The 21863-nt window shown below is 60.6% G+C and carries 27 protein-coding genes; 7 read left to right on the top strand and 20 right to left on the bottom strand.

All coding sequences use genetic code 11. From position 1 onward, the window contains the following. Nucleotides 1–116 precede the first annotated feature (116 nt). Nucleotides 117–602, top strand: coding sequence for a hypothetical protein (locus AB433_RS07745; protein ID WP_082135037.1), 486 nt, complete (start codon nucleotides 117–119; stop codon nucleotides 600–602). Nucleotides 603–641: 39 nt separating this feature from the next. Here the strand turns inward: AB433_RS07745 and AB433_RS07740 are convergent, their stop codons facing one another. From AB433_RS07740 to AB433_RS07730, 3 genes are all read right to left on the bottom strand, one after another. After that, on the bottom strand, nucleotides 642–1361 hold the full coding sequence (locus tag AB433_RS07740; RefSeq protein WP_047820580.1) for an RES family NAD+ phosphorylase: 720 nt from the start codon (nucleotides 1359–1361) through the stop codon (nucleotides 642–644). Further along, the gene (locus AB433_RS07735; protein ID WP_047823591.1) at nucleotides 1358–1771 is read right to left on the bottom strand and encodes an MbcA/ParS/Xre antitoxin family protein; all 414 of its coding nucleotides are present in this window, start codon (nucleotides 1769–1771) and stop codon (nucleotides 1358–1360) included. The genes AB433_RS07740 and AB433_RS07735 overlap by 4 nt, the downstream gene beginning before the upstream one ends. A 61-nt stretch (nucleotides 1772–1832) precedes the next feature. Further along, the gene (locus AB433_RS07730; RefSeq protein WP_425389122.1) at nucleotides 1833–3518 is read right to left on the bottom strand and encodes a strawberry notch C-terminal domain-containing protein; all 1686 of its coding nucleotides are present in this window, start codon (nucleotides 3516–3518) and stop codon (nucleotides 1833–1835) included. A gap of 977 nt (nucleotides 3519–4495) precedes the next feature. Between AB433_RS07730 and AB433_RS21645 the strand changes: the two genes are divergently transcribed. The 3 genes from AB433_RS21645 to AB433_RS07715 are packed head-to-tail and all read left to right on the top strand — an operon-like array spanning nucleotide 4496 to nucleotide 7184. Further along, a complete protein-coding gene (locus tag AB433_RS21645) occupies nucleotides 4496–5272 on the top strand; it encodes a tyrosine-type recombinase/integrase (protein WP_342670041.1) in 777 nt (258 codons plus the stop codon). Further along, a complete protein-coding gene (locus tag AB433_RS07720; RefSeq protein WP_006832488.1) occupies nucleotides 5269–6183 on the top strand; it encodes a tyrosine-type recombinase/integrase in 915 nt (304 codons plus the stop codon). The genes AB433_RS21645 and AB433_RS07720 overlap by 4 nt, the downstream gene beginning before the upstream one ends. Next, nucleotides 6180–7184: a tyrosine-type recombinase/integrase gene (locus AB433_RS07715; protein ID WP_007015829.1), complete on the top strand. Its 1005-nt coding sequence runs from the start codon at nucleotides 6180–6182 to the stop codon at nucleotides 7182–7184. The genes AB433_RS07720 and AB433_RS07715 overlap by 4 nt, the downstream gene beginning before the upstream one ends. Before the next feature lie 135 nt (nucleotides 7185–7319). Here the strand turns inward: AB433_RS07715 and AB433_RS07710 are convergent, their stop codons facing one another. Next, the gene (locus AB433_RS07710) at nucleotides 7320–9788 is read right to left on the bottom strand and encodes a strawberry notch family protein (protein ID WP_047820579.1); all 2469 of its coding nucleotides are present in this window, start codon (nucleotides 9786–9788) and stop codon (nucleotides 7320–7322) included. 103 nt (nucleotides 9789–9891) lie between these two features. Beyond that, nucleotides 9892–10800, bottom strand: coding sequence for a DUF7146 domain-containing protein (locus tag AB433_RS07705; protein ID WP_047823587.1), 909 nt, complete (start codon nucleotides 10798–10800; stop codon nucleotides 9892–9894). Between the two features lie 126 nt (nucleotides 10801–10926). Here AB433_RS07705 and AB433_RS07700 point away from each other — a divergent pair, with 126 nt between their 5' ends. After that, nucleotides 10927–11586 carry a lytic transglycosylase domain-containing protein gene (locus AB433_RS07700; protein WP_047823585.1) on the top strand — a complete coding sequence of 220 codons (660 nt, stop codon included), beginning with the start codon at nucleotides 10927–10929 and terminating at the stop codon, nucleotides 11584–11586. Between the two features lie 12 nt (nucleotides 11587–11598). Next, nucleotides 11599–11796, top strand: a complete 198-nt coding sequence (locus AB433_RS20795; RefSeq protein ID WP_046902796.1) for a DUF5818 domain-containing protein — start codon at nucleotides 11599–11601, stop codon at nucleotides 11794–11796. A gap of 15 nt (nucleotides 11797–11811) precedes the next feature. On the opposite strand, the gene AB433_RS07690 is transcribed toward AB433_RS20795, so the two are convergent. The 13 genes from AB433_RS07690 to AB433_RS20455 form a co-directional block, all read right to left on the bottom strand. Beyond that, complete coding sequence (locus AB433_RS07690; RefSeq protein ID WP_047823582.1) at nucleotides 11812–13065, bottom strand: tyrosine-type recombinase/integrase; 1254 nt, start codon at nucleotides 13063–13065, stop codon at nucleotides 11812–11814. 240 nt (nucleotides 13066–13305) lie between these two features. Further along, nucleotides 13306–13536, bottom strand: a complete 231-nt coding sequence (locus AB433_RS07685; protein ID WP_047820578.1) for a hypothetical protein — start codon at nucleotides 13534–13536, stop codon at nucleotides 13306–13308. 45 nt (nucleotides 13537–13581) lie between these two features. Further along, nucleotides 13582–14388 (bottom strand): DNA adenine methylase, encoded by an 807-nt coding sequence (locus AB433_RS07680; RefSeq protein ID WP_047820577.1) that lies wholly within the window; start codon nucleotides 14386–14388, stop codon nucleotides 13582–13584. Nucleotides 14389–14535: 147 nt separating this feature from the next. After that, on the bottom strand, nucleotides 14536–14928 hold the full coding sequence (locus tag AB433_RS07675; protein ID WP_156170737.1) for a hypothetical protein: 393 nt from the start codon (nucleotides 14926–14928) through the stop codon (nucleotides 14536–14538). Next, nucleotides 14840–15160 carry a hypothetical protein gene (locus tag AB433_RS07670; RefSeq protein ID WP_047820575.1) on the bottom strand — a complete coding sequence of 107 codons (321 nt, stop codon included), beginning with the start codon at nucleotides 15158–15160 and terminating at the stop codon, nucleotides 14840–14842. Before AB433_RS07670 ends, AB433_RS07675 begins: the two co-directional genes overlap by 89 nt. After that, entirely contained in the window at nucleotides 15157–15384 is a 228-nt protein-coding gene (locus AB433_RS07665; protein ID WP_047820574.1) for a hypothetical protein, read from the bottom strand. Before AB433_RS07665 ends, AB433_RS07670 begins: the two co-directional genes overlap by 4 nt. Continuing rightward, the gene (locus AB433_RS07660; protein ID WP_047820573.1) at nucleotides 15381–15854 is read right to left on the bottom strand and encodes a hypothetical protein; all 474 of its coding nucleotides are present in this window, start codon (nucleotides 15852–15854) and stop codon (nucleotides 15381–15383) included. The genes AB433_RS07665 and AB433_RS07660 overlap by 4 nt, the downstream gene beginning before the upstream one ends. Further along, nucleotides 15851–16084, bottom strand: coding sequence for a hypothetical protein (locus AB433_RS21000; RefSeq protein WP_156170735.1), 234 nt, complete (start codon nucleotides 16082–16084; stop codon nucleotides 15851–15853). The genes AB433_RS07660 and AB433_RS21000 overlap by 4 nt, the downstream gene beginning before the upstream one ends. Before the next feature lie 148 nt (nucleotides 16085–16232). Then, nucleotides 16233–16490 (bottom strand): hypothetical protein, encoded by a 258-nt coding sequence (locus AB433_RS07650; RefSeq protein ID WP_047820571.1) that lies wholly within the window; start codon nucleotides 16488–16490, stop codon nucleotides 16233–16235. After that, nucleotides 16487–17047: a lysozyme gene (locus tag AB433_RS19440; protein ID WP_053059049.1), complete on the bottom strand. Its 561-nt coding sequence runs from the start codon at nucleotides 17045–17047 to the stop codon at nucleotides 16487–16489. Before AB433_RS19440 ends, AB433_RS07650 begins: the two co-directional genes overlap by 4 nt. 41 nt (nucleotides 17048–17088) lie before the next feature. Then, nucleotides 17089–17583 carry a hypothetical protein gene (locus AB433_RS07640; protein WP_156170734.1) on the bottom strand — a complete coding sequence of 165 codons (495 nt, stop codon included), beginning with the start codon at nucleotides 17581–17583 and terminating at the stop codon, nucleotides 17089–17091. A gap of 10 nt (nucleotides 17584–17593) precedes the next feature. After that, on the bottom strand, nucleotides 17594–18013 hold the full coding sequence (locus tag AB433_RS07635) for a hypothetical protein (protein ID WP_047820569.1): 420 nt from the start codon (nucleotides 18011–18013) through the stop codon (nucleotides 17594–17596). After that, complete coding sequence (locus AB433_RS20455; protein ID WP_156170733.1) at nucleotides 18010–18153, bottom strand: hypothetical protein; 144 nt, start codon at nucleotides 18151–18153, stop codon at nucleotides 18010–18012. Before AB433_RS20455 ends, AB433_RS07635 begins: the two co-directional genes overlap by 4 nt. Before the next feature lie 75 nt (nucleotides 18154–18228). On the opposite strand from AB433_RS20455, the gene AB433_RS07625 reads away from it, so the two are divergent. Continuing rightward, the gene (locus AB433_RS07625; protein WP_053059048.1) at nucleotides 18229–19083 is read left to right on the top strand and encodes a phytanoyl-CoA dioxygenase family protein; all 855 of its coding nucleotides are present in this window, start codon (nucleotides 18229–18231) and stop codon (nucleotides 19081–19083) included. Nucleotides 19084–19090: 7 nt separating this feature from the next. On the opposite strand, the gene AB433_RS07620 is transcribed toward AB433_RS07625, so the two are convergent. Both AB433_RS07620 and AB433_RS19435 read right to left on the bottom strand, forming a co-directional pair. Beyond that, nucleotides 19091–20494: a hypothetical protein gene (locus tag AB433_RS07620; RefSeq protein WP_156170732.1), complete on the bottom strand. Its 1404-nt coding sequence runs from the start codon at nucleotides 20492–20494 to the stop codon at nucleotides 19091–19093. Between the two features lie 11 nt (nucleotides 20495–20505). Next, entirely contained in the window at nucleotides 20506–21858 is a 1353-nt protein-coding gene (locus AB433_RS19435; RefSeq protein WP_053059047.1) for a DUF2793 domain-containing protein, read from the bottom strand. Between the last annotated feature and the right edge of the window lie 5 nt (nucleotides 21859–21863).

The following is a 21863-nucleotide window of genomic DNA, read 5'->3' as shown; positions in this document are numbered from 1 at the left end:
GCTCAGTCAGAAGCAAGCTTCCTTTCCTCTTCTATGGGCGCAGTCGTTAATAGGGAAACCAGTCATTTACTGGTAAGATGGCATGTCACGCCAATATGATGCACGGCCCAACAGACATGTGGAACGAAGACAACGCCATTTACGACGATGGTGAATGGATTACCTGGACTGAGATCAACACACATCTGGCGCGTTTGGAGTTCGAAGCCCGGTTCCCGAACCTCGACGTCGATCTGGTTCCGATATTTCAAGACTTGCTCGCTGTTGCGCAGAACTATTACGAGCTCACGGGCAGCCACCTTCAGGTGTATGGCGATCTCGGTGAACTCTATGGGGCCATCACTCACGGGCTCAAACTGCACCGGAATTACGCACAAGGGTCGGACGGCAAAATTGGCAATCACTTCGTTGAAGTGAAGACGATTACGCCTTTCAAGAGCAACGATACAATTACGCTCAATCTCAAGCGCAACTTTAGCAAGGTCCTGATCGTGAAGATTGATTCTGACTTTGAGGTGCAGGGCAAGCTGATCGACCGCAAAGCCCTGCCTAAGGTGAAGGGCACTTCGTTGAAATTAAGTTGGGCGGATGTCGTTTCATAGCTGGATTGCCTTTTGGCCTGCTCGCCGTGGATCTTTCGCTCAAGCAGAACCCACCAGCCGAAACACCGCCCCTGTACCAGCGTCTCGAACAAGATCGACACCCATTCCGTCCCAGTGGTAGTCGAGGTGACGTCCCTGAGTGGGGTCGGATGCACAATCCGGGTAGAACAAGCCGACACATTCACCACCCGGATGCCGGATGCTCGGATAGACAAGACCTTCGGCCCCGCCCCCTTTGAGATCAACAGCGAGGGCTTGCGATGCAGCATAGTTGTCGGGATCAAGCGCGGGATCACCTGCGGCAAGGCTCCTGAGATCGTGAAGATCAGCGCTTACCGAAAGGATGATCTCACGAAACTGTGATGTCCAGCCTGGGGCTTCTACAGTGCGAGCCATGAAGCGGGCATGGTGATGGATTGTCTCGAACAGCGCTGTTTCAAATGCATTGCCCGCGTATAGGACGCCGTAGGTCCCATCGGTGAAGCGACTGGGCCGGTCAGTGCTGACATGCGTGAACGGGGCCATCAGATAGGATGCGCCGTTGCCCCCTACCCGGCGATCAGTTGGCACGAGATCGAGATTGCCGATCGTCGCCATGATGCGGGGATTGGTCTTTTGCTCGGCAGAGATCAGCAGCGGCCAATCTGCGGGGTCTGCGATATCTTCGAACAGGTCGATCGGTGGAAAGGCACTGCGGATAATCCGTACAGCACCTTTCCACTCGACCTGGGCAACCGCAATCACCTTGGGATCAATCACCAGGCACCACGTTCGGCATCAAGATAGCGACGCACCCGCATGATATCGGTCAGCTCGCCGCCAAGCATGACGTCGAGCGCACTCGCTCCGGCAAAGGCGGCGTTACCTGCCTTGATCCAGGCGTAGCCACGTTGGGCTTCGGAAAAGATGATCCTCAGCGCCTTGTGGATACCCATCAGGTTGGAGAGCCGCGCCGCACCATCGCGCGAGACACGGCCCGGCCCCTCAGCTTTCCAGCGCCGATAGGAGCGAACCGGCATGTCGAGCAGAGTCGCTGCCTGTTCGTCCGTTACTTCCCATTTCCCAAACAGGTTCAGCACGGCGCGGAACATGGCCGCTGCTTCCTCCTGGGTTACAGGATCGGGCCGGAAGGCATGGGGGACGGTATCAACGGGTTGCAGTGCCAACATGAGCATTCTCCATATGGCATCATATATCACTTTGGATGCCAATTGGCAATATAGGACTGCCTCATCCGACAAGTCCCGCCAAGACCGCCACCGCGCTCGTCGTCGGGACGAAAAGTCGCGTCTGATAGCGTATGATCTCGGTGAAGCACCCATGTGCCTTGTACCAGTCGAGGCGCGACGCCGACCAACCAGCCAGTTCGAGCCGCTGCGCGCCATTGACGAGGCTGCGCTTGAGCGTAAGCGCTTCGCGGCTTTTGATTTGCATCGGTCGCCCCGTCCCGAGCACCGCATCGACGATTTGCTCTACTGAAAAGGCATGTTCGTCTTCGAGCCCAAGCGCCTGGCACAGATCGGGCACGCAATGGAGCGGAACCTCCCGACCTAATAGCGAGCGTCCGTCTCGCGCCGAGATCCGGCTGACGCGAACATAGTCGGAAGGTAGTTTGTCCCACACCGGAAGCAGTAGGCCGGTTGCAAGATGCAGGCGCTCGCGCTTGTGATTTGAGGCGGCGTCATCGACCTCCACCTGCCACAGGCGGCGAAATTCGGTTGGATCCACCGCTTCCCAGTTGCTCTCCTCGAGTTGATCGGCAGTGATGTGTCCGTGCTTCAAGGGGCGGACAAGCTCGAAGCGGGCCACACGCGTACCTTCGTCGGTGAGCAGACTTCGCGCTGGGACCAGCAGCCCGATCCGGCCTGAGCGCGCATTACGCAGAAGTTGCTGACGCGAACCTGAAAAGCCGTAGAGCTCTTCCAGTCGTTCGAGACGCAATGGCTTGAGCGCGCGGGCGATCTCGAGTTCCAGGAGGTGCGTAGTCGCACCCGACAGCGCATCAGTGCGCAGTAGCGTGTCGGTCAGCACCTCGTAATGCTCTACCGCAATAGTCTCGACCCCAATGTCGAGCGTGCCGGCCTGGCGTGCTGCATCGATCCGCGCTTCGACGAGGCCGAGAAACTCGTCAAATATCCCGTTTTGCAAAGCAATCGGCAATGCGAGGATGCGATTGAGCCAGCGCTGGATTGTTGGCAGGTCATCGACCATCCCGCCGTCGGGCCCTTCGACCCTGAGCCCGCTCAATTCCTCAAACCGAGAAAGCGTAACGGCTTCCAGCTTGCCTGCGAACAACAGGCCGAACCAGCGATGGAGCGCCTCCTTGGCGTAGGTGCTCTCGAGATTGTCGGCAGGATCGAAGAGGTTCTGCCCACCTGTCTGGCGCTGCCCGCGGGTTAGCGCGCCGAGGCTGTCTAGCCGACGTGCAATGGTCGATATAAACCGACGTTCGCCACGCACATCGGTTGTCACCGGGCGGAACAGAGGGGCCGATGCCTGATTGGTGCGGTTGGTACGGCCAAGGCCCTGAATTGCGGCATCGGCCCGCCAGCCCGGCTCAAGCAGGAAATGGACCCGGCGCATCTGGTTCTTTGCCGCAAGGTCGGCATGATAACTGCGGCCGGTGCCACCGGCATCGGAGAAAACGAGAATTCGCTTGGTTCCGTCCATAAAATCTCGCGTCTCGGCGACATTGGCGCGCGGAGAGCGCGACTGGAGCACCTGGCACCCATCGCGTCCGACGATCAGGCGGCGGGTACGGCCGGTGACTTCGGCGACCTGATCGACACCGAACCGTTCGATGATCGCATCGAGCGCCGTCGCGATCGGCGGCAAGGCACAGAGCTGCTCGATCATGCTATCGCGCGCGGCAAGCGCCGAACGACAGAGAGCAGGGGCACCGTTCTCATCACTCATCGGTTCGGACCGGGCATTGCCATTCTCGTCCGTAAACACGGCCATCAACCGAACCGGGAAGCTTTTGGTGAGGTAATCGACCACGTATTCTTTGCAGTCGCAGTTTATGTCGAGCGTCGCAGCCGGAGGCGCGGGATTGCGTCGGTTCGTCATGATTTTACTCCAGATAATTACCGGTCCTTCGACCTCAACATGTCGAAGGAACCACCATGCCAACAAGATCATTTGTGTCGTTTCAGCCTGCACCAAGCAGGGTTGGAGAGCCGCCCAGTACTAACGCCCTATTCAGTGCATTCCTCTCCTCTCTGTCGGTTGAAGAGGGAACAGCCTGTGCGGTCCTGTACAGCGCAGCGATCCGCCATTTTCTGTGTTGGCTGGGACTACGCGGGATTGCGCTCGGGACGGTTGATGATCGCATCGTGCGCCGTTTTGAGCAGCATCGATGCCGGTGCCCAAGGTATTCAGCGCAAGCGACAGCCTACAAGGCCGATCTTGCGGCGCGTGTCAGGCGCTTTGTCCGGTTTCTCGAAGACCAGGGTTACATCGACGTAGCCGATGGGATTTACGATCTCGGGCGTCATCTTGCTGACTATTCGCATATGATCGATGGCCTCCAACTCGCGAAGGGGGTGGCGCAAGCCTACCGTTCAGAGGCGGAGCACTTCGCGGCCTGGCTGCGGGTATCGCGATGTCCATGGACCGATGTCGATGACACGGTCACCAAACAGTATGCCGATCACGATTGTCGGTGCCCGGTTTTCCGCAAGCGCGGCAAGCTGACCACTTCCGGCAGGAAGCGACGGCGGCGTTGCACACGGCACTTCGTTGAGTTTCTTCGTGATCGGCGCGCCATCGCTCCGGTCGCGGTGAAGGTGGTCGAAGATCCGCAGGTCGCGGCATATGTCGGTTGGCTCAGGCAGGATCGAGGCGTGACCGACGAGACGATCCGGCGATACCGGGCAGAGATTGAGCGGCTGATGCCCATGCTCGGCGCGCCGGCACAATGGGATGCTGCCACTCTGCGAGATGCGTTCGAGCGTCGCAGCAAGGAGATCCCGGGATCGGCTTCGCTGCTCGCCACGATCATGAGGAGCTATCTTCGGTTTCTTATTGGCCGAGGCCAATGCCGCCCAGCGCTGCTGCACGCAATGCCTTCCGTACGGAGATACCGGCTTTCGGCATTGCCGCGCTACATCGACCCGGCAACGATCGAGAGGATCATTGCAGCCTGCCCGACAGGTCGGCCGGTGGAAGTTCGGGATAAGGCGATCATTCTCCTGCTTGCCAGACTTGGCCTGCGAGCAGGAGATATTCGGGATATGCGTCTCGACGATATCGATTGGCGATCCGGCCATCTGAAGGTCAAGGGCAAGACGCGTCGACCGGATCGTTTGCCATTGCCACAGGGTGTTGGCGACGCGATCTTGGCATATCTTGCTGCGGCCCGCCCGACGGCCATCGAAGCGCACCTGTTCTTGCGTTCGCAAGCCCCGTTCCGGCCATTCAGTTCGTCAGCCGAGATCGCCGGCATCGTTGCACGCACACTCGAGCGCGGCGGGATCGAAGGTCTGCCGACCGGATCGCACATATTCCGGCATTCGCTTGCAACCAACATGCTGCGCTCTGGTGCAGGCCTGGAGTCCATCGGGACCATCCTGCGCCACAGCTCGCCCGAGACCACCGCCATTTACGCCAAGACCGATCTGCCGATGCTCTTGAAGATCGCACAACCCTGGCCCGGAGACCTGTCATGATAAACGCACAGATTTCGCGGTACGTCGCTTTGCATCGCAGCCTCGGTCGCAAATTTTTCGAGCAGGAGCGCCTGCTTCGCAAGTTCGGCACCTACGCGACTGGCTTCGGAGACAGCCACACCCGTATCGACCGCATCTACGACTGGTGCCGAGCGACGACTTCGCAGAACACCGCGCGGACCGGCTTCACTTTCGTGCGCAACTTCTGCTTGTTTGCCCATGCCGAGGATCCAGCCAACCAGGTTCCGCCCGCCGGTGTGTTTGGCCGGGGGAAGCGTCCGCGACCAACGCCGCACATCATCCAACCGGAACAGGTCCGGGCGATCATGAAGGCGGCGCTCGATCTTCCGCCCAAGGGCATGATCAGTCCCTTCACCTATCATTACCTGTTCGGTCTGCTGGCGGCGACCGGTCTGAGGATTTCCGAAGCTCTAGCACTACAGTGCGACGATCTGGTCGAAGACGGTCTGATCGTCCGCGACGGCAAGTTCGGCAAGCAGCGCCTAATCGCCTTGCAGCCATCAATCCGTCAGGCTCTCGAGGCCTATCTCGCAACCCGGGCAAGGCTCGGTGCCACGGGCAACGATCTGTTCGTGACGATCCGGGGAAGAGCACCCCATAAGGTCCGCGCCCACGTCGTGTTCGTCAGGCTGGCGCGACAGCTCGGATATCGTGGACCAACCGGGACTGCAGGTATGCGGCTTCACGATTTGCGGCATACCTTCGCCGTACGCTCGCTCGAGTCCTGCTCGCCGGACCGGGACGCCGTGACGCATCACATGGCCGCGCTCAGTGTCTATCTCGGTCACACCTCGGTCGCCAACACCTACTGGTATCTCGAAGCCACGCCAGTGCTGCTGCGCGACATCGCTGCCGCGAGCGAGGATCTGTATCTGGGAGAAGCGGCATGACGGCGCTTGCTCCCCATCTCACAGCCTTCCTGCGCGAACATCTGCCGCGGGAACGCGCCGTAAGCCCGCATACGGTGAAGACCTATGCCAACTGCTTCGTCCTGCTGGTCCGGTTCGCATCCGATCGGCTGAAGCGTCGACCGACCGATCTCGAGATCGAGGATTTCGGCACCGACATGATCATGGCCTTTCTCGGCCATGTCGAGGTCGAGCGCGGCAGCTGTGTGCGGACCCGCAATGGCAGGCTCGCTGCGATCAGATCCTTCTTCCGGTACATCGAGTATCGGGTTCCGGCGTGTCTTGACCAGGCGCTTCGGGTTCGATCGATCCCCAGCAAGAAGGCAGACAAGACGCTGATCGATTATCTCGACCGGGCCGAGATCAAGGCATTACTCGACGCGCCCGATCCTCGGACACGGCTCGGTACGCGCGATCGCGCTATGCTGCACTTGACCTATGCAGCGGGGCTTCGGGTATCGGAACTCGTGTCGCTGCAACTGCGCGATTTCCCGGATCGATCGCTCTCGACGGTCCACATCATGGGTAAAGGCCGTCGCGAGCGGGTCTTGCCGCTATGGAAAGAGACCCAGTCCGCACTCCGCGCATGGCTTGTCATCCGTCCTGAGACTGAGGTCGCCGAGGTATTTCTCAACGCGAACGGGCAGCCCATCACCCGCGATGGCTTCGCATTCCGTCTCGCCAAACATGTCAACGCGGCAGCAAAGAAGCAGCCGTCGTTGCTGCGCAAACGAGTCACGCCGCATGTATTGCGTCATTCCTGCGCGATGCACACGCTCGCAGCGACAGGCGATATTCGCAAGGTCGCACTATGGCTTGGACATGCCAGCATCCAGAGCACCGAAACATATCTGCGCGCCGATTCAGAGGAGAAGCTGCGGATTTTGGCTGCGCATGGCGGGCCGGAAATCAGCCCTGGACGCTTCAAGCCGCCGTCAGACACTCTGATCGCCATGCTCAACGACGTCCGCAAGCGGGCATAGCCTTCGGCCACGCTGCCCCAACCGCACAATTATCTGGAGTAAAATCATGACGAACCGACGCAATCCCGCGCCTCCGGCTGCGACGCTCGACATAAACTGCGACTGCAAAGAATACGTGTAATGCTGAGCTCAACATTACACGTATTCACGGGGGGAGAGATCGATTTCGAGTGCTTCACGTTCCGCATCGGAGAGATCAGCAAGGCGGCGGTTGAGCATGGCTTCGGCGGTCGAGACGAGTTGCACTACAACAGCGTTGCCGTCGACAAGTGCCGTATCAATCGCAGGCAGCAGGCTCGGCAGCTTCATGGATAAAAGGAGCTGCGCGAAGAAGCGCTGCTTGGTGCCTTCAAACACCGAAAACGCAGCCGATTTGGCACCTGAATTGAGTGTCTCGCCACTGTCAGTGTCGACGATCCGCGTTGCCTCGAGAGCTTCGCGCAGGTTGGCATGAATGATTGCCCAGGCGTCTGCATAGGCGTCATAAACCGCTACCTGGTCGGGGGTCAGGCAATGCTCGAGAATCTCGTACTCAACTCCGGCGAATGAAAGTGCCCTCGCCGCGTACAGTCCGAGTGCCTTCAGATCGCGCGCGACCAGTTCCATTGCAGCGATACCGCCATCGCGGATGTCTGCGACGAAGGCTTCACGATTGGCAAAAGCCGTCTCGGGACCCCACAGGCCAAGACGGGTGGCATAGGCGAGATTATTGACGTCGGATGCCCCGGTCGCCGATGCGTAGAGCACTCGGGCGCGCGGCAACAGATTCTGGATGCGAACACCGGCAATGCCCTGTTCCGATCCTTTGACCTTACCACGTGAGCCCTCCCCGCCTGCGGCGTTGGCCATCGCATGGGCTTCGTCGAAGACGATGAGCCCGTCGAAGTCCTCCCCTGCCCATTCGAGAATCTGATCGAGCCGGGTCGCGTCGCTTCGACCCGAACGGAGTGTCGGATAAGTCACGAAGAGTATGCCCTCGCGCATCCCGATCGGGACACCGAGCTTCCATTGGCCAAGGGGCTGGACGTCGATGGGAAGGCCGCCGAGCGCGCTCCAGTCGCGGCGGGCATCTTCGAGCAAAGCTTCGTTCTTGGAAATCCAGATGTGGCGCCGTTCGCCCCTCACCCACCGGTCGAGGATGACGGAAGCGACTTGTCTGCCTTTACCTGCGCCAGTTCCGTCACCAAGAAAGTAGCCCATGCGGTAGGCGTGCCCCTCGGCGCTCGCCTTCAAGGCGCAGCCCTTGTCGTCGGGCTCAAACCGTCCCGGCAGATCGCGGGCATGCGCGCTTGCGGCATAGATCAGGGTCTCGGCCTGCGCAGCGGATAAGGCGCCTCCAGCAATGACGCTCGAAGGAAGCTGAGGCACCACTTCGGGCACGGGTGCGGTTATCGAACCCATCGCAACGGATTCGACCAGCGGGGTCGGATGCGGGACCGCATCTGCAATCGAGATCCGGCTCGGTCGGTAAGGCAAATAATGCCCAACCTGACTTTCGATAGGCGCAGGTGCTTCGAGCGGAGTAAAATCAAGCGGCAGGATCGACGGCGCCGCAGCGGCTGGATGGACCTTAAGTGGAACCGGCTTCGTCCTGTTCGCAACCAGCCGAAGTGGCAATGCTGGCTTGATGCCAATGCTGGGTCCCGCGGGCAGGCTTACCCGGTCAGGGAGCATATCGATCAGCAGATGAAGCTCGGCAAAGTTTGCCGGCTGGGCGATGATCGGGCTGGTACCATCCTCAGCCTTGTCGAGAATCAGGAGCCGGGTTGAGATTGAGGTGCCTTGCTTGATGAAACCGCGCTCGATCGTCGCGTTGAGACGCAACGAGACGGGACCAGCGATCCCGGCAAGGAACTTCGGAAGCTCGAACCATTCTGGCATCACTGCGACCAGGCGGCCACCGGGCAGAAGGCGCTTCCAGGCAGAACGCAAGTGCCGGTTGCCAGTGCGGCCATCGTGGCCCCTCTCGATACCGTGTGAATAGGGCGGGTTCATCAGCACCACGCTCGGACCCACGTCGGGCGTGAGAAGTTCGTCGATCAGTTCCGCGTCAAATCCGGTGACTGTCGCTTCCGGAAACACAGCGCCCAGACATTCGCGGCGCAGCGGCGAAATCTCGTTGAGAGCAAGACGCGCAGCTGCCTTTGCCGCCCATACGCCCAGCATCCCGGTCCCGGCCGACGGCTCGAGAACCAGTTCATTGGCAGAAATCGCGCATGCCTTTGCAGCCATCCAGGCCAGACGGGGCGGCGTCGCGAATTGTTGCCACTCGATCTGCTCATCGCTCCGGTTGGACTGGGTCGGGACCAGACCTTCAAGGCGCGTGAAAGCCTCATCGGCAAAGCTGGATGACATTGCAGGTGAGAATTCAGTTGCCTGCGCCAGGAACAACACCTGCGCCAATTCAAGTGCAGCATGGGCATCGCGTATGGACCAGCGTCCTTCGGCGTCGCTACCGCCGAAGTGATCGGCCATTGTTGCATTCACAGTGAGCCGTGAAATTGCTTGATCTGCAGCGAGCCGCGCGGCCAGCGCCCTCGCGGCTGCCAGCACTTGCGGCTCGGCGGGATCGGAGAATGCGAAAGCGGTATTTGCGTGTGACATGAGAGACCTCCTGAAGAGGCCCTGGGTTTGTCCGGGTGTCCGTTCGGATGGATCCGCCCGGGGGCCTCACAAGGCCCCAAGCCCGCTTTCCTCTCACCGACATTCAGACCGTAGCTCGGACTGAGCGCATGAGCACATCATTCCAGTCGTCGCCGGTTAGCTCCGGACGCCTGGTGACAATCAGCCGCCCTTCGCAAGCGTAGGCCTCTCGCGCACGCTCTTCAGCAAGGTGCCCGCCCGCATCATTGTCGACAAAGAGATACAGCTGGTGCACCGATTCCGGGATTGTGGCCAAGCCGAAGCGTTCGTTTCCTAGCGTCGCCCAGCAGGGAACCTTGAACATTTGCATCGCTGAGAGGGCCGTTTCGTTTCCCTCTGCGAGGCCAAGGCGTCCCCCATTCGGGTACGCGAAACGCACCGCCCCAGAACCGGGGCTGCCTAACGCACGCCTGGGCTGATCGAAAGAAGCCAAGCTGGTTTTGTCGAGGTCAAGGAAGGAGCGGTGCAGCGCCAGAATTCCGGCATCATTGCGCACAGCCGCCACCATCGCGGGTAGAAACCGGACAGCACCCATTGGCCCCAGCGGCATATGCGGGTGGAAACGCAGCTCCGGCGAAGAAATCGTGATGCCTCTGGACACGAGGTACTTCTCGGCGGGGCTGCCAGCGATGGTCGACGCCTCACGCCAGAGCCTCAGCGCATTGCGATTGGCGACTTCCTCGCGCGGTTCGGCCACGATCGGACCACTCGTGCCATCGAACAGGTCCGCAATTCGTATTCCGAGCCCGGCCATGGCTTCTATCACCGCCTCGTTCGTGCAGCCGGCAAAGCAATGAACAAGAATTGCGCGCTTTCCGAGTGTGATGCTTAGCGAAGGAGTGCGATCGTCGTGGGCCGGGCAGCAGCACATTCCGCGCGAACGCGACCAGGCACCGCCCAGCTGCTCGACTATCTTGCGCGCGCGGTTTTCCAGTTGCAGACCTTGGAATTGGGATGATCGGTGTTGGTGCATGGGGGCATCTCCATCGTAACGTGCCTCCACCCGCGCAGCCTCCGCTCTGCGTCGCTGACGTTTCATTTTCCTACATCGGATGTTCTATATATGTTCTTTCCCGATTCGACACCAAAGGATTCGGGAATGAGACTGAAATGGGCAGTAGTTGCAGGGGCAACGACAGGACTTGGGTCCGTCCTCCCCGCTCACGCGCAGGAGATGGAGCCCCCTCAGATGACCGTTGCCTCGGAGTTGACGACCGACGGCTTCCGCGTTGCAGAAGGGACTGATGGCTTCCTTCTCGTCGAACATGGCATTTGGAGAAAGCCTCCAACGGTCTCGTCCGAGCCGCCGGCTACCGATACGGGTCGAAACTATCTGCCCTATCGATATCCAAAGCCCCAAGGCAGCGCGCCATCGGGATTCCGTCGGGCAAGCTACCTTCCTCATGTTTACGCTGCTGAGGCTCAATACTCGCTACCAAGCGGCCTTCTCGACGCTCTTGTATGGACGGAATCACGATATAATCCGATGGCCATCAGCAAGGCCGGGGCCGCAGGTTTGGGGCAATTGATGCCAGGGACAGCGCGGGACCTTGGCGTTTCAAATCGCTTCGATCCCAAGGCGAACATCTTGGGTGCGGCCCGATACCTACGCCAGATGCTGGACAAGTTCGGGGTAGTTCATCTAGCCCTCGCTGCCTACAACGCAGGTCCAGGTGCCGTCGAGCGCGCAGGCGGTATTCCTCGCAATGGCGAGACGCCGGCCTATGTGCGCGAAGTGCTGCGCCATTGGCGTTTTTAAACGGGGGGTGTTGTGAGCGCGGGTCGAATACGCGTCTCGGGAATTTTAAGCCGCGGTAGACGCGGGATGTTCCTGACCACGACAGACGAAGTCGTCTGGATCATCGAGAGCGAAGAACCCGAATGCGAATTCGTCGGATCAGCGGTGATTGTCGAGGGGGTTGTCGCAGGTCGAGATCGTTTGCGCGCAGACTGGATTGGACCGGTCTGATCGAAGCCATAATTATCAGGCTGCGCGCTTCCCTGCCTTCTTGATGTCGATCACCTTCCCGCCGCTCAGATAGTCAGCCCAGTCCTGCAGCATCCGGCGCCGAGGAGCCAAGTATTCAGCGGCATTGTAAGCTCCACGCACGTCGTTTTTCTCCGAATGCGCGAGCTGTAGTTCGACCCAATCCTCATGGTATTTCCTGATCCACATGGGCGGCTTGCCGAACTCGACCAACTGCTCATTGGCCCAGGTGCTCGCCAAGCCCCGGAAGCCGTGTACGGTTTGGCGACTGTGGTATCCGAGGCGATAGAGCGCGTAGATCATTGTGTTCTCTGAAAGCGGCTTGTTTGGGCCATTACCCGGGAAGAGAAACTCGCCAGGCGCTGCTGCTATCATAGATTTCGCGATCTGCGTTGCCTGCTGCGAGAGGGGCACCAAATGCTCTCGTCCCATCTTCATTCGCTCGGCTGGTATGCGCCAAACAGGTGATTTGCCGCCCAAGTCTTCAAACTCGGATTTGGCGGCGAAACGCAGTTCCTTGGTTCGAACCCAAGTCAGGAGCGCAAAGAGAACTGCGTCACGGGTGATCGCGGACCGTCGTTCGCCCTCTTCCTGGTAGGCATGCAGCTTCTCGATGAATGCGGGCAACTCGCTGAGCGGCAGCCGGCTCATATGCTTCACTCTTGGTCGCGGCTTTAGAGCCCCGCGCAAATGTGTCGTCGGATCGTTCGAGGCCAGACCACACGCGATTGCGAACTGGAAGACTTGCCCCACCCCTTGTTTCGCACGCCGGCTAATATCGAGCGCGCCTCTTGCTTCGATCTTGCGGATCATTGCCAGGACGTCGGGTGCCGAGATTTCATTCACGAGTTTCTCGCCGATGGCTGGAAAGACGTCTCTTTCCATGCGCGACCAGACGCGTTCGGCGTGCGCGGCATTCAACGCGCTCTTTCGATTTTCATGCCATCGTTTTGCGATCTCGAAGAAGGTGGCTCCCTCCTGCGAGATCACTTCGCCCTTGGATCTCATTGGATCCTTGCCTTCAGCGAGCAACGCCTTTGCGGCTGTGCGCTTGTCGCGCGCGGCAGCTATCCCGAGCTCTGGGTAAGCGCCGAACGAAAGCAACTTCTCCTTGCCCGCGAAGCGGTACTTCATCCGCCACAACTTTGACCCGTTCGGCTGGACGAACAGGAAGAGGCCCTCCCCGTCGGCCAGCTTGTAGGCGCGCTCGCGTGGCTTGGAATTTCGGGCCTGAATCTCCGTGAGAGGCATTGGGGGTATCGCTCCTTTCCGATACTCCGCGAAAATACCCCCAAAATACCCCCACACCAAATCTGGCTGCATGTGGAAGACCATGGGCGCATGCGGACGCGAATCACCCGCAACCCTCTGCTTTTCTTTCGATTTTTGGAAAAATGCGGAAGCTAGTGGAAGCTTCCGGATCAAGGAATGGTAGCGGAGGAACGCTCTGGTCTTGACCGTACCTTGCGGCGGATCAGGGTCTAGGCGCAGCTAAATGCTTGTTTCCACCGGCATAATCGCAGCGTCCTTTGCGCCGCAGTTCCGGCACACCATACTCCGCTCCGCCGCATCGACCTGCAATGATCGCCGCCGCTTGTGCAGTTCCAGCATCAGCTGAAGCGCATTCCAGACCGTCACGTTGCGGCAGGCCATGCACGTCACTTTGACGTCATAGCCCCGCCGCGCGAAGTCGCTGATCGAATCCAGTGATATCCGGCCCATGCGTCGCAGATGGAACATTCACGGAACATCGGCAAGGCATCAGGATCATCCATCGGGGCTTCGGATGATCAACTCGCCCACTTTCTGCGCATCGCCCTGACTGATCGTATAGGTCGTCTCGACCACGTCGAACGGGAAGGCGGCGAAGATCTCGCGAACCTGTGGCGCATCGTTGATGGAAAGAATGAAGCGCCCCTCGATCGACGCAAGCCGATCGGCGAGTACTGCGAAGTCATCGCGCGAGAAGACGTCTTTGCCGTAGTCTGTCTCCGAACCGAAATAAGGCGGATCCAGATAGAACAGCGTGCCGGCGCTGTCGTACCGCGCGATGAACTCCGCGAACGGCAGTCGTTCGATCACCACGCTCGCCAATCGTTCGTGCAGCTCTTCCAGCTGCGATGCCAGCTTGGTCACGTCGAACCTCGCCGGACGCTCGACCATAACGCCGAAGCTGCGCCCGCTGACTTTCCCACCGAACGCCAGTCGCTGGAGATAGAGGAACCGCGCCGCACGCTCCAGATCGGTCAGTGTGGACGGATCGACTTTTAACAGCCGCTCGAATCCACTTCGCGTCGTCAACTGGAAGCGCAGCATATCCATGAATGCGATGTAGTGGCGCTGCAGGATCCGGAAGAACGTGGCCACATCTTCGCTGATATCGTTAATGATCTCCGCCTCGGCCCGACGGGTCCGGCGCAGGAAGACTCCGCCCATGCCAACGAACGGCTCGGCATAGGTCCCGCACGGATGCGCATCGATCATCCGCGCAAGCCGCTTGGCCAGATTTTTCTTGCCGCCGATATAGGGCGCGGCCGGACGGACGGGATTACAACGTTCGGGCAGTAGCTCCATCTCGATTTTTACCTTAGGACGGCCCCGCCCGGTGCACGGGCGCGGGGCGTTAGCGGCAAGGCCTGCCGCGCGTGACGAGGGTTCACTCGTCGGTTGCCGTGTTAGCGCACGGCACCCCCGCTCCGGCCTATGGCCGTGCGGACGTGTTCAGAAAATCTTGAACCGCGGCTGCGCATTGCGCACCGCCGCCCGGTCCCGCGCTTCGCAGTCGCCCACCGTCTTGACGATGTCCGCCTTGTCGCGGTTGGCCTTCTTCAACTGCCCGGTCTGTTCAACGCCGAACTTCTCCCACCCGGCTTTGTCGAGGATCAGAGCATCGATCATGGCATTGGCATAGTCCAGCGGCGACCCTGCAAAGATCACCTCGTCCGGGTACTCCACCTTTTCCGGCGCCTTCGTGCCCGGAACCGGCGCGATCAGGCTATCGGCCACCAGCGCCGAACAGCCGGTGTCACTCGCAATAATCGGGGTCAGCCCGACACAGCCCGTCGCGAGCAGCGCGGCCGGAACCGACAGGGTCGCGGCGAGCAGAAGCCGCATCGATCTTGGTCTTCGCATCTTCGACGTCCTTGTCCGTCTGGGCGTCGGCACGCTCGTTGTCCGCCGACGTGTTCGCGGCATCCGCGCCGCTTTTGATCGCGGCATCGGCCTGACCGGTCGCGATCTCCGCCTCGCTGGCCTTGCGCCCGCCCACGTCGAGGTGCCCGGTTGCCCAGAGCGCCCCGACAAGGGCGAGCACGATGGCGGCAAGGATCAACCCCGCGCGGATCATTCCCCGCCGGTGTCCGCCGCTTCGGCCAGCATAGCTTGCAGACGGTCGTGGCCCGCGTCGTTCTCGACGATCAGCACTTCGCGCGCTTCACGCAGTTTCGCCTGGTCTTCCGGACCCTGCGCGCTGATCAGCAGCTCGAATCGCTCGATGAATTCCTTCGTCTGGGCGATGATCGGACCGACCATCATCAGCAGGCGGATCAGGTCTTCGACTGTGAACTTCATGCCGGGTCTCCATTGGCAAGCGTCAGCAAGGCGGCAATCGCCGCACGCGCATCGATCAGGGCGGTTTCGTAGGTATCGGCGTTGCCAGTGTCGTAAGCGGCCCGCGCCAACAGGACGGCGGCGTAGGCCTTCTGGTCGGCAGACGCGACTTTCACCGCCGTCTCGCCCTTGATGAACCCGGCTTTCACGCCGACCTCTGCGGCGGTTCGGGCTGCGGCATAGGCCAGTTCGACGCCATAGGCGGCCTGTTCGTCCAGCACCGTGGTATCGGCGGCAGAACCGGGGGATGCGGGAATCGTCTCGCACGCCGTCAGCATCGGCACCGTCAGCAATGCCGCCGCGAATGCCAGCGCGGGTCGTCGTCGCGGCAAAGGCAAGGAAGCCGACAGCCAGCCATGATGACGTGCGAAAATTGGATACAGGAACACCGCCAAGGCGGCGATGAGCAACATCAACAAGAGCATCTTCATTCTCCTTTGCTTTCAATTCGTGGCATGACGCTGAAATCAATCTCAGGGCACATGCCGGGCAGGATGATGGTGTTTGCGCGGCGACCGTGCGGCTTGTCGGTCCAAGCCTTTTCGCAGAGCGCCCTGCCAACCTTGCCGGAGAGGACGCCGCACAGTCGGTTCAGCAGGAAATCGGGATCGTCCGCGCGTTCGGACCAAGGGATCGCTATCAGGTCGATGTCGCGCGCCATCGATCCATGCAGGGCAAGGGCATAGCCACAGCCGCGCGCAGCCAACCGCAGGTCCGGCATCACATCGTCGAGAAACTGATCGACAAAGGCGCGAGACGCACGCCGAATGACATCAGAATCCTTTCTCACATCAAAGTGGGCGCTCACCTCATTCTCCTTGGTCGACCGGCACGGGATGCGCCGGATCGTTGGTCACTTTCACTTCGTTGGGATTGTCGGCACGGCCGAAGTAGAAACCGATCACCATGCCCGCGAGCGAGTTGATGCCGCCGATCAGCTGCACCACCACTTCGCGGTTCTGCTCCGGCACCACGAAAAAGCTCATGACGATTACCGCCCCGCCGAACAGGGCGAGTACGACAAGAGCCAGCAGGAACCGGATCAGTTGGCGGGACAGCCAGGTCACGCCGCCCGCTCCAACGCACCGCGCACGGCAAGCCGCAGATCCATCGGCTTCGGCTTAACCGGCTGATAACCGGGCTTGCGCACCTGATAGACCAGCACGTCGCCATCGCTCGACCAGCGCCCATCGAAGAACAGGTCGCGCTCGCACTTGCGCCGCCCGATGATCTCGCGGGGGGTCGACCAGTTCATGATAGCCTTGCGAGCACCGGCAACGTCGCCCTTGCAGAACAACTGGACCCAATGCGCCTCGCGGATAGCGCCGGTATTCCAGTGGAACGACAGGGCAGCGGCCAGCTGGTGTTCCTTCAGAGCGATTCCCTTGAAGGCGGCAAGCACGTCAGGCTGATACTTCGTGCGCAACAGCCATTCATAGACTTCCAGCGCCCGTTCCAGCGTCGAAGGATTGTCGACATAGCGGCCCACCTTGTGCCCGCTATCGTCGGTCACGCCGATGCCCCACGTCCACACGCCAACGCTGTCGAGGTATGCTTCCAGCACCACCCCTTCGTGATCTGCGATTTCCAGCAGGGTACGCTCCGAAAGCCGTGCTTCGGTCATTCTCAGTTCTCCACGAAAAAACCCGCCATATGGCGGGCTGATCAATCCTCGGACTTGTCGTCCGTCAGCACCGCCTCGGGCGGCTTCGTCCCGTCCACCGGGTAAACCGTGTGATCGGCCATCAGCGCGTCGACCTGCGCCTGATCGCTCATCTCGCGCCGCCGCGCCGCCGCCACATCGCTCATCGCGTGTTCGGCGGCCCAGACCACGGCCTTGGCGCCAAGGTTCAACAGCCGCTTGATCAGCCGCACGCCGCCGAACGCGATGCTCGCGGCGATCATGGCGGCAACCAGCGGGTCGGCGTTGGTGACGCGCACCATCCACATCGCGAAAAGCGATCCCACGCTTCCAACGCCCAGCGATACGATCAGCTTGCGCCGGATCTCGGGCAACGTCTTGCCCTCGTCGTAAAGAACCGCGGCCAGCGCCAGCCACCCGGCAACCATGCCGAACGCGATCGCGGCGAAAACGGGGTTTACCGCGCCAAGCACCGCGACGATCATCGCCGGACCGTACTTGACGCCAGCTTCAGGCACGACCACCGGATCAGCTCGCCGTTGCGGATACGCCGAAGACCACCGCAAGCAACCAGAAGAAAGACGACGCGGCGACCAGCCTGCGCGATCGACGCAGGGCCACGGCGGACATCCACGCGCCCAGCGCCACCAGTGTCCACGCCGCCGCCATGATCGAACGGAATACGTGATCGTCCTGGCCGAAACCGGTCAACCGACTGGTGAACGGGATGACCGTGCCGGCCAACAGCGCGAACAGCAGAAAAGCGACCAGAGCCGACCCGGCGAAGATCAGCGTCAAAAGCGAGACGGCCACGGTGCGATTGCCCTCGTCAAGATAACGGCGCACCTGCACGCGCAGCCAGAAGGACAAGGGCCATATCGCCAGCAAAGCGCCACCGGGGGACCACCACCGCATCACGTCGGCCCAGGTATCGACCAGATCGTTCACACCCGCACCCCGGATTGAATCCGCTTCAACGCCGCCTGCGCAATGCGCCGCGCCACGATCCGCCGCCGAACCGCCCGCCCCACGACAAAAACCCCCGCCAGCGCACCCGCGCCGACGAGGGCAAGCAACCTGCCCTTCATTTCATGACCCCGTTTTTACTTGATGTTCAGGATGTTCGGTCAGAGATTGCGCGCGATTCCGATGGCTGAGTAACCATGCAGACAGTCCCTTTATTTCTCCAAGACGATCCCGACACTTCGTCTATCCCTGCGGCGGATCGCCCGTTGTTCGATGAATTTCGAACGAAGGGCTACGCTGTCATCGACCTCGACATCGCCGACCTGCCCGACCGGATTATCGAGGGCGTCAAATACGGTAGCGACCCCACCCGAATTCAGGACGCTTGGAAAACGGTGCCCGCCGTCAAGGAACTGGCGCTCAACACTGAGGTCGAACGCGTGTTGGCCCTGCTATACGGGCGAGAACCGTTTGCCTTTCAAACTCTCAATTTCCCCGTCGGCACCCAGCAACTAACGCACTCCGACACGATCCATTTCAGCAGTCTTCCGAAAGACTTCATGGCTGGCGTTTGGGTCGCGCTGGAGGACACCGACGCCGAAAACGGGCCGCTGCATTATTATCCCGGCTCGCACACCATGCCGCACCTGACGATGGACGATCTTGGCGTCTCGAAATGGGGTAAAGGCGGCTATAAACTTTACTCTGAGCACTACGAACCGGCAATTCGGAAGCTATGCGAAGGAATGAAACCGTTGGAAGCGCATTTGCGGAAAGGGCAGGCCTTGATCTGGTCCGCCAACCTTTTGCACGGTGGTAATCCTATAATTGACCGGTCTCGCTCGCGGCAAAGCCAAGTCACTCACTACTATTTTGAAGGCTGCCGATATTGGACGCCGATGATGTCTACAAACAAGCGTAGATTTCACCGCACACCGTACAAAATCAGGTCCGGTAAGGCAGTAACCCCCTTTGGCGAATATCCAAAATTGCTCGCTGAGGCCGGAAAGCTATGCTTTGAAGCATATCGATCGCTTTCGTCAAAGTTCTGATCTGCCATCAAGTCCTCGGCCACGGCGTTGACGGCGCGGTGAAACTGTCGTCGGTCGTATTCAGGGCCTCATGCGAGAACCGCCATTCGCCCATGTAACCGTTCAGGCCAGCACCGCCACCCAGAACCCGCCCCATAACTGTCGTGCCAGTGCCTTGGTAAACCGGGCCGGATAACGTGTTTTTGGCGATTAGCGTAGCGGTCCCACCAACCGGCCCCGCAAACAGTCGGACAGTCGGATAATCGCAGGTCGCGCGGACAAAATAATCGACGCCCGTTGATGGGGTCCACGTACCTTGGACGACATTTTGCGTTGCAACCGTTCCATCGGTCGTGGAGACAAATATAAGTTGTCCGGTATTTTTCAAAAACGAGAACATCAGCTCGTTCGTCTTGTCGTAATTTCGAACAAGAATGATCGGGTCGGCAGTGCTGTTAAACCTCACCGCTCCTTCCAGCGTCCAGTCGTGATCGCGCATGACGATCGATGGGTGGAACCACGCCTCCGGTAGACTGCGATCCAGTTCGACGCTCTGCGAGCCGTTGAACGAAATCGCGTTCGCGCCCATCAGCGTTACCGCCGTCGTGGTCTTGGCCGTGCCATAAGAATCCGTACCAGCCCAACCGTAATTCAGCGCCTCGTTGCCTGTTGCCGCCCCCCCGGTGATCAAGATTGGCACCTTACGAAAGGCATCGCTGGTGGCGACTTTTTCCTTGAAGCCCAAAACTGTCGCATCGCGGTATGCACTCAAAGCCGAGGCGGTCCAAGCTGTCGGGTCATACGGGGATGCGACGATATTGCGCTTGAGGCCTACGCCCGAAAGAACGTCGCGGGTGGAGCCATCGTAATTGCCCTGCACGGTATCCGTCGCATCGCCAAATCCGCTGAAGGACGCTGTGCCCGACGTATGCACGCCGGAAACGCCGATAAGAGCAAGCGCAGGGGTCGTGGGCAATGTGATCGCCGCAGGATCGAGGCTCCCAACCTGCGAAACACTCAGGCGTCTCGGATGCAGATTGCGGAACACATAGAAGTGCGCAACGCACCCGCCCGGTGCTACAGCAGCGAAGAAAGAACCCGTGACCGCTCCATCGACCAGTGGCTCCATCTGATAAAGAATTTGCAGGACACTGGTCGCGCTGCCGCCTCCAGACGTTCGCTGGTCCCACGTCAGTCCGTAAAAGCCGGGGTTGTCGTTCATGCCGTTAGGTACAAGCGTGTTTTCGAACGACATCGCATAGACGCAGATGATCGTGTCGCCTGCCTTGATCGTCGAAGGACTGGCCTCGCCCCCGGTCAGGCTGTTGAGGTTGAACGCCTGCGATCCGCCCGGCCCCCATGTGTAGGACTGCCGACCGACGAACTGCATGGTTTGACCGCTCCCCCGCCGCCGCACCGCCAGCGGGCCCATCATCGCATAACTCATGCGTCGGTCGCCGCGTCGGTGTTGTAGATCACGGTCACTTCCTGCAGCTTCGCATCGACCGTCAGCGTATCGCCGCCATCCGCCGCCTTGCGATAGAACTGCAACGCCACGCGCTTGCCCTTGGCCGGGGTGCCGCCGATGGTCATCGCCGCCGTCGTCGCGCTCTTGTGCGTCTTGTTTGCGCCCTGACAGGTATCGGTGACTTCGACCGCCGTTCCCCATGCGCCGTCGAGATCGTCGCCATCGCCGCGACACAGGCCCTGAACGCCCCAGATCACGTCGCCGGTCGTCCCGGTCGTCGTCCAGTGAAAGATAAAGGCCAGCGTACCCGCATCCCAGCTTTGCGGCAGCATAAGGCTGAACTGCGCATATTCCTGCGTCGCTGCGTCGAAATCGAGGCTGTCGACCATGTGCTTGTTCGTCGCGGTCTCAACCGACCCCGCCGCCGCCCCGTTCGTCGTGCGAACCTTCATCGCCCCGGCAGGAATGGAAATCTGCTTCAACCCCGCACCGCCGCCGGGAATCGCGATATCCGCTTGTCCACCGCCCGCATCGGTGACCACCACCCCCGCGCCGGTAAAATTGAAAGCAGTTGCCGCAGCGACAACCGTGCTTCCATCGTCCTTTGCCGCGACAGAGCCTCCCCCACCACCGCCCCCGGTGATGTTCACATTCAGGATGAACCAGTCACCGCCGACCGTTGCCTGATCTCCACCCGCGTTGTCCGCGCTGGCGATGATGACGTCGCCCACCTCGACATCCGCGCCCGATGCCCCGCCAATCTTGCCTGCGACCGACACCAGCCACGCATCGCCGATCACACCCGCCGGATAGTTCGGATTGGCCGAGCAATCGATCGCCCCCTTGAAATCGAACAACCCTGCCACGGCGTTGTCGACATAGGTCTTCACCGCCTTTTGCGTGGCAATCAGGCTGTCGCTGTTTGCCGCAAGCGCCCCATCGGTATCGACGTCGAGCCCGCTGGCCGAACCGCTGCCCAGCACCAGCGCCGCCCATGCACCGGAGACGTATTCAATGCGGACAGCTTCGTCCTCGACCCACAGGATCTGGCCCTCTGTCGCGACGATCAGGAAAATCCACCCGCTGGCCGCATCGGTGCCCACCGCGATGGCCAGCTTGCCGTCATGCCCCGCCCACAGGCCGGTGGCCGATGCCGCAACCAGATAACAGGCCCCGTCGTTGCACGATCCGGGCGGCGCCGTCAGGTCGCGGTCCAGCACGCTGCCGCGCGATACTGCCTCCAGCGCGCGCAGCGCGGCATTGTGCGGCACCCACGGGGATGCCTGTGCGGCTGCCCATTCGATCAGCCCGTAAGTCGGTGTCGTCATGTCTT

This window comes from Croceicoccus naphthovorans (assembly GCF_001028705.1).
Lineage (GTDB): Bacteria > Pseudomonadota > Alphaproteobacteria > Sphingomonadales > Sphingomonadaceae > Croceicoccus > Croceicoccus naphthovorans.
The sequence above is the reverse complement of the archived record's forward strand: the minus strand, read 5'-3'. Positions and strand labels throughout refer to the sequence as shown.